The sequence below is a fragment of the Streptomyces sp. NRRL WC-3605 genome (assembly GCF_001509795.1).
In the GTDB taxonomy this organism is placed as follows: Bacteria; Actinomycetota; Actinomycetes; order Streptomycetales; family Streptomycetaceae; genus Streptomyces; species Streptomyces viridochromogenes.
Window position 1 is genome coordinate 1 of record NZ_LLZN01000111.1, and the last position, 5,139, is coordinate 5,139.

The window sequence follows — 5,139 nt, forward strand, 5'->3', positions numbered from 1 at the left end:
GGGCGGCGGCGTGCGGTCAGGGCGCGGATGCGGGCGTCGAGGTCGTCCCAGCCGGCCGCGTGGTTGGGGTCGGCGGGGCGCGGGCCTAGTCCGGGTGTGCCGCTGATGGCGTGGCGGGTGCGCCACAGTTCGACGAGGGCTGCGGTGGTGTGCCAGGCGTGGCGGCGGCGCGGGGCGCTGGTGGGCGGCGGAGTGCCGAGCGGGCGGGCCCAGGCGGGCGGGGAGTTGGCGAGGGTGTGGCCGCGGTCGGCGAGCGAGCGGGCCAGGATGCGGTGGCGCTCGGCGAGGTGGCCGGTCCAGTGCTCGGGGGTGTCGGGGTGCGTCAGGGCGTGGGAGTCGGCGGCCCAGTCGGGTATCGGAGCGCGAGGGTTGGGGCGGTGCGGGGGGTGGTCGGGCAGGCGCTCGCGGAAGCGGAGCTCGGCGTGAACCTTGTCGCAGACGGCGTCGGCGCGGGCCAGCGCGGCTCGCGCAGAGTGCCGGCGGTCGGCCGTGGAGGTGCGCCGTGTCGTGAGGTTGCGGCGGATCGCGGCCAGCGAGGTGGCGCCGGGCGCGGCGGTGGAGGTGGCCCGCTCGCGCTGGAAGTCCTCGCGTGCGGCGTCGCGCCAGGCGAGGGCGCGGCGCAGCTGGGACTCGCGGGTGAGGGCGGCGATCACGTGGCGGGCTGTGTCGGAGAGCGGGGTTCTGTTCTTTTGCGCCCAGCGGATCTGGGTGCGCACCGTGGCCAGTTGGGCGGCGAGCTCGTGGCGGGTCAGCTCCCCCATGGGGCGCTCGTCCCAGGCGGGGTGGGTGTGGCCGGCGCGGGTGGTGACCGGGGCGGGCAGGTGGGTGAAGGCGGCGTCGGCCGCCTTGAGCGCCTCGCGGGCGGCGGCCCGGTGGGAGGCGGCGAGCCGGGAGAGGGTGTGCAACTGGGCCATGGTGAGGGCGGCCAGCGGCCGGTTCCGGCCCTCCTGCTGGGCTTCGGCGGCGTCCTGCAGGCGTTCACGCAGCCGCCAGGTCAGCACCGCTGCGGGGTCGTCCGCGTCGCCGAGACCGCGCCCGCGCAGGGTGCTCTCGAGCAGGCGAGGCAGGTCGAATCCGGTGCGCTCGGCGTCGTGCAGGGCGCGGATCAGGGCCGGGTAGGCGTCGGCGGCCATGAACATCGCGGCCCGCTCCGCGCCGAGGGCGCGCTCGAGCAGGCCGGTCAGCCGGGCAGTGGTGGCGCGCTCGGCGACGTCGGCGAACTCCGCCGACAACTGCCCGGGCGCGGCGATCTCGCGCTGCAGGGCGGCGATCGACTCGGTCGCCGACAGATGGGCGCGCCGCCTCGCGGCGACCTGCACGAGGACGTCGTCGAGGCGGTCGCCGTCCTCGAGGGCTACGTAGAGGCGGTTGGTGCGCGCGCCGCGGGTAGCTGGACGTAGACGCCTTCGCGGCTGGAGCGGGCCGAGGCCAGCGCGTGCGAGGTGTCGACCGTCATGCCCTGGGAGCGGTGGATGGTGGCGGCGTAGCCGAGCTCGCACTGGGCGGCCAGGTAGTCGGCGGGCAGACGGATGCGGCCGCGGTGCCGGGTGTGACGGATCACCGCGTCGCCGTCCGGGAGGATCTGGGTGACGGTCCAGGTGTCTCCGTTCTTCACGAAGTCCCGCCCTCCGCGCACGGTCATGCGGCGGCGGTTGAGACGGGTGACGATGATGTCGCCGACGTGCGCGCGCTGCCCGGCCCGCAACGGTGCGGCCCGCCGGGTGTCGACAGAGCCGACGGCGATGTGATGGTCCTGAGCGCGCAGGTTGAGCGCCATCACCGTCGCGGTGTCGGCGGCCGTCATCAGCGAAGTGAGCCCCTTGCCCCGGTCGTTGGCCCAGGCGTTGAAGACCATGTCGCACATCGCCTCGTAGGTTCCGGCGACGATCCGGCCCTTGTCCCGGTACCAGTCGAAGACCTCCCGGGGCTGCTCGCCGTCGCGCAGGATCAAGGAGGCGTCGGCCTCCCCGGGGACCCGGAAGCGGTGCAGCTGGTCGAGTTCGATCGCCCTGCCGGCCCGGGAGATGAGTCTGAGGGCTCCGCCGGCTTCGACGGCGGCGAGCTGGTGGGGGTCGCCGAGCAGGCGCACCACCGCCCCCGCGGCCGCGGCATCCGCGAGGACCCGGTCGAGGAGGAGGGTGCCGGCCATGCCCGCCTCGTCGACCAGGACGACGTCGCCGGGACGCAAGCGGAAGTCCTCATCGGCGGTCTTGCCGTCGATGGTCTCGCCGGCGGCGGCGTGGCTGCGCTGGTGCAGCCACGCGTGCAGGGTGTGGGCGCGCCGCTCCAGGTCGCTGCCGAGGACTTCTGCCGCGCGGGCCGACGGTGCGAGCGGGATGAGGCGTGCGCCTGCTGCGTCCACGGCCCGGGCCACCAGCTTCATCGCCGTCGTCTTCCCGGCGCCTGCCGGGCCGAGTCCGGCCAGCAGCAGTTGCTCGGAGCAGGCGAAGGAGGCGGCGAGCGCCCGCTGTCCGGCGTCCATCGGGCCGCGGTTCAGGGCGGCGACGCGGTTGAACGTGCCCCGTCCGACCGGCGGGATCACGGGGGTGCGGGCGGCGGCCAGCAGCCGGTTCTCGGCGGCGAACAGGGACCGGGTGGTGTAGGTGGCCGAGCCGATCGGCCGGTAGATGCTGGTGCCGTCCGCGCGTTGCAGATCGGGGTGGGGTGGGTTGATCTCGGGTGGGGTGATGTCCAGGCAGTCGGCGTGGGCGAGGACCTTCTCGGTGATCTCCTCGGCCGCCCGGGGTGGGGCGGTGGCCCCTGCCAGGGTGCGCATCAGGTAGCGGCGCGCCTCGGCCAGCACGTGGCGGCGGCGGAACGTCGTACGCCGCTCGCTCACCGCGGCCAGGACCTCGCCGGCCGCCGCCGCGGCGTCGAACCCGGCCGGGGCGGGCCGGTTGTGCGCTGCGGTGCGGGCGGTGTCGAGCAGGCTGTCGACGACCGTCTCGTCGGTGGCCGCGATCGCCCGGGCCCGCCAGCCGGCGAGCAGGTCGTCCAGAGATCGGGCCTTCCGTTTGGGCGGGCGGGTCTTCACGGTGGCCTGCCACTGCAGCCGTGTCCGGGCCGGCCGGTCCGGCTGGCGGCCGTGGCGGCGCCGGTAGGAGTCGAAGAGGGAGTCGGCCAGGGTGCGCACCGCGTGGGAACGCTGCGCGAACACGGTGCGCAGCCGCCTGTCGATGCCGACGATGCGCATCACCGGCCGCTGGCCCGGGGTGACCTCGACCTCCTCGGTGGCGAGCTGGAGTTGGGAGCAGACGAGTTCGAGGGCACGCTGGTTGAACAGCTCACTGGCAGCCACGACATCGCGCAGCAGGAGCCGCGAGTCCAGGTTGCGCCAGCGCCCGTCGGGGCCCTTCACACGTGGGGAGATCACCACGTGCTCGTGCAGCATCGGATCGCCCGCGCGGGACTCGTAGTGCAGATAGACGGCGGCCAGCAGCCCCGGTTCGGCCCGCTGCTGGACCACACCGCGTGGGCCGGTACGCACCGCCAGCGAGTGGTGCTCGATCCAGGTGAGGGTCTCGGTGCGCGCTTCGGCCAGGGCCTGAAGGACGGTGCGGCGTACCTCGGGGCCGCCGAGCGCGAACAGCAGGGAGAGTTCCTCGTTGGAGAAGGTCAGGTCGTAGCCGGTCACCGCGCGGCGCTGCGGGCCGCTGCGGGCGGCCAGGTACCGGCCGAGCTCGGCGCCGTCGGCGGGTGTGCGGTGGTACTCGGCCTCGAAGGCGCGCGCGGCACAGCGCATCGGCACCTCTCGCGTCTCGGCCTTCGTCAGCGGGCGGCACAACTGCTCACCGACGCGCTCCAGGACCTGCTCGATCTCCTTGTCGAGTGGGGAGAGTTCGGTCAGGGCCGGCACCGCCGGCCCGAGTCGGGCGGCCTTCATGGCCCGCTTCGGTGAGGCGCCGGCGGCCAGGTGGCGGGCGGCGATCTCCTCGGCGTCGGGGTGCATGCCGAGCCCGAACAAGGCCCGCATCTGCGCGTCGCTCACGACCCCGGACAGCCTCAGAGCGGCGGCTCCCTGTCCGTGCCACACCCCCGGGGGCACCCCGGGCACGCTGGAGGACACCGCCGGCTCGGCGCCCTGGGCGCCATCCCCGCGGGCGAGGCCCAGCCGGTAGTAGCGCTCGCGCCCCGCGGTGAACGCGTTCGCTGTCATCCCCACCATGTAAGAAGACCACCGCGTACAGGGCCGGTGCGGAGGAAGACCCGCCCCAGGCCGTGCACCTCCCAGGCCCCGGGAGACGACCTTCGAACACGTCCCGCCAGAAGGGAAAAACACCCCCGGGCACGGGCAGGCGTCAAAAGTGCCAGAGGTGTACCGGGACCGACCCACCACCGGCCGGCGACCACACCACCACACACCAACCAACCTCGACCCACCGCCCCGGCACCCCGGGCCTGCGCACACCACCAGCACCCATCGACACCCGGGTTCCGGCACCGGCCCCTGCCCACGGTCCGCCGCTGCCCGGGGGTTCCCTCCCCCGCTGCTCGGGTGTCGTCCCGTGAGCGGGACCGGGCGCGGCGACGGGCGTACTACGGCCTGGGACCCGGGCGCCTGGGCGGCTTGGGCGGGGACCGGGGCGGCTGAGACTGGCCGGGCGCGGCCTGCCACAAGGGGTGGGCGCACGATGAGGCGGGAGGTGGCCGTGGTGGCGTCGAGCCAGGCCAGGGGTAAGGGGAAGAACAGCGCGATGCTGGCGCGCCGGAAGGCGGCGATCGCGCGGGCCGCGGAACGGATGGCCGAGCGGCGGCGTCAGGCGCAGGAGGCGGAGGCGCAGCGGCTGCGCCAGGAGGCGGCGTTCGACGAGCTGGTGGCCGACTTCGAGCTGGCGGTGGAGGACGAGGCGGCGGCCGTCGCCTCGGTGGAGGAGGAGATCGCGCGGGTCCGGGAGCGCGGCCAGGCGCGGATCGGTGCGGCGAGGGTGACGGCGGCGCGGATCGTGCTGGCCATGGGTGAGGCCGGGGAGCCGGTGGCCGGGTGCGCGCTGCGGCTGGGCGTGGGGGTGGAGCGGGTCAAGGAACTGCGGCGCCTGGCACGCGAGGACCAGGGCGCGGACGATGCGGCGTCGGGGAAGGGGAAGGCGGGCGCCACGGGGAGGATGGCGGCGCGGCGGGAGACGGCGGGTGGGCCGGGTG

General features: G+C 75.1%; 1 protein-coding gene and 2 pseudogenes. 1 reads left to right on the top strand and 2 read right to left on the bottom strand.

Going from position 1 to position 5,139, the window contains the following annotated elements; genetic code table 11:
• Both ADL34_RS36970 and mobF read right to left on the bottom strand, forming a co-directional pair.
• Positions 1 to 1,319 (bottom strand): annotated as a pseudogene (locus ADL34_RS36970) (hypothetical protein); the annotation flags it as partial.
• 35 nt (positions 1,320 to 1,354) lie between these two features.
• The gene (gene mobF / locus ADL34_RS32490) at positions 1,355 to 4,156 is read right to left on the bottom strand and encodes a MobF family relaxase (protein WP_234375160.1); all 2,802 of its coding nucleotides are present in this window, start codon (positions 4,154 to 4,156) and stop codon (positions 1,355 to 1,357) included.
• 475 nt (positions 4,157 to 4,631) lie between these two features.
• Here mobF and ADL34_RS32495 point away from each other — a divergent pair.
• Positions 4,632 to 5,139: pseudogene (locus ADL34_RS32495) on the top strand (hypothetical protein); the annotation flags it as partial.

Bases quoted from the DNA above. Each gene is read 5' to 3' on its own strand.
- mobF (WP_234375160.1), bottom strand. From the start codon at position 4,156: ATGACAGCGAACGCGTTCACCGCGGGGCGCGAGCGCTACTACCGGCTG.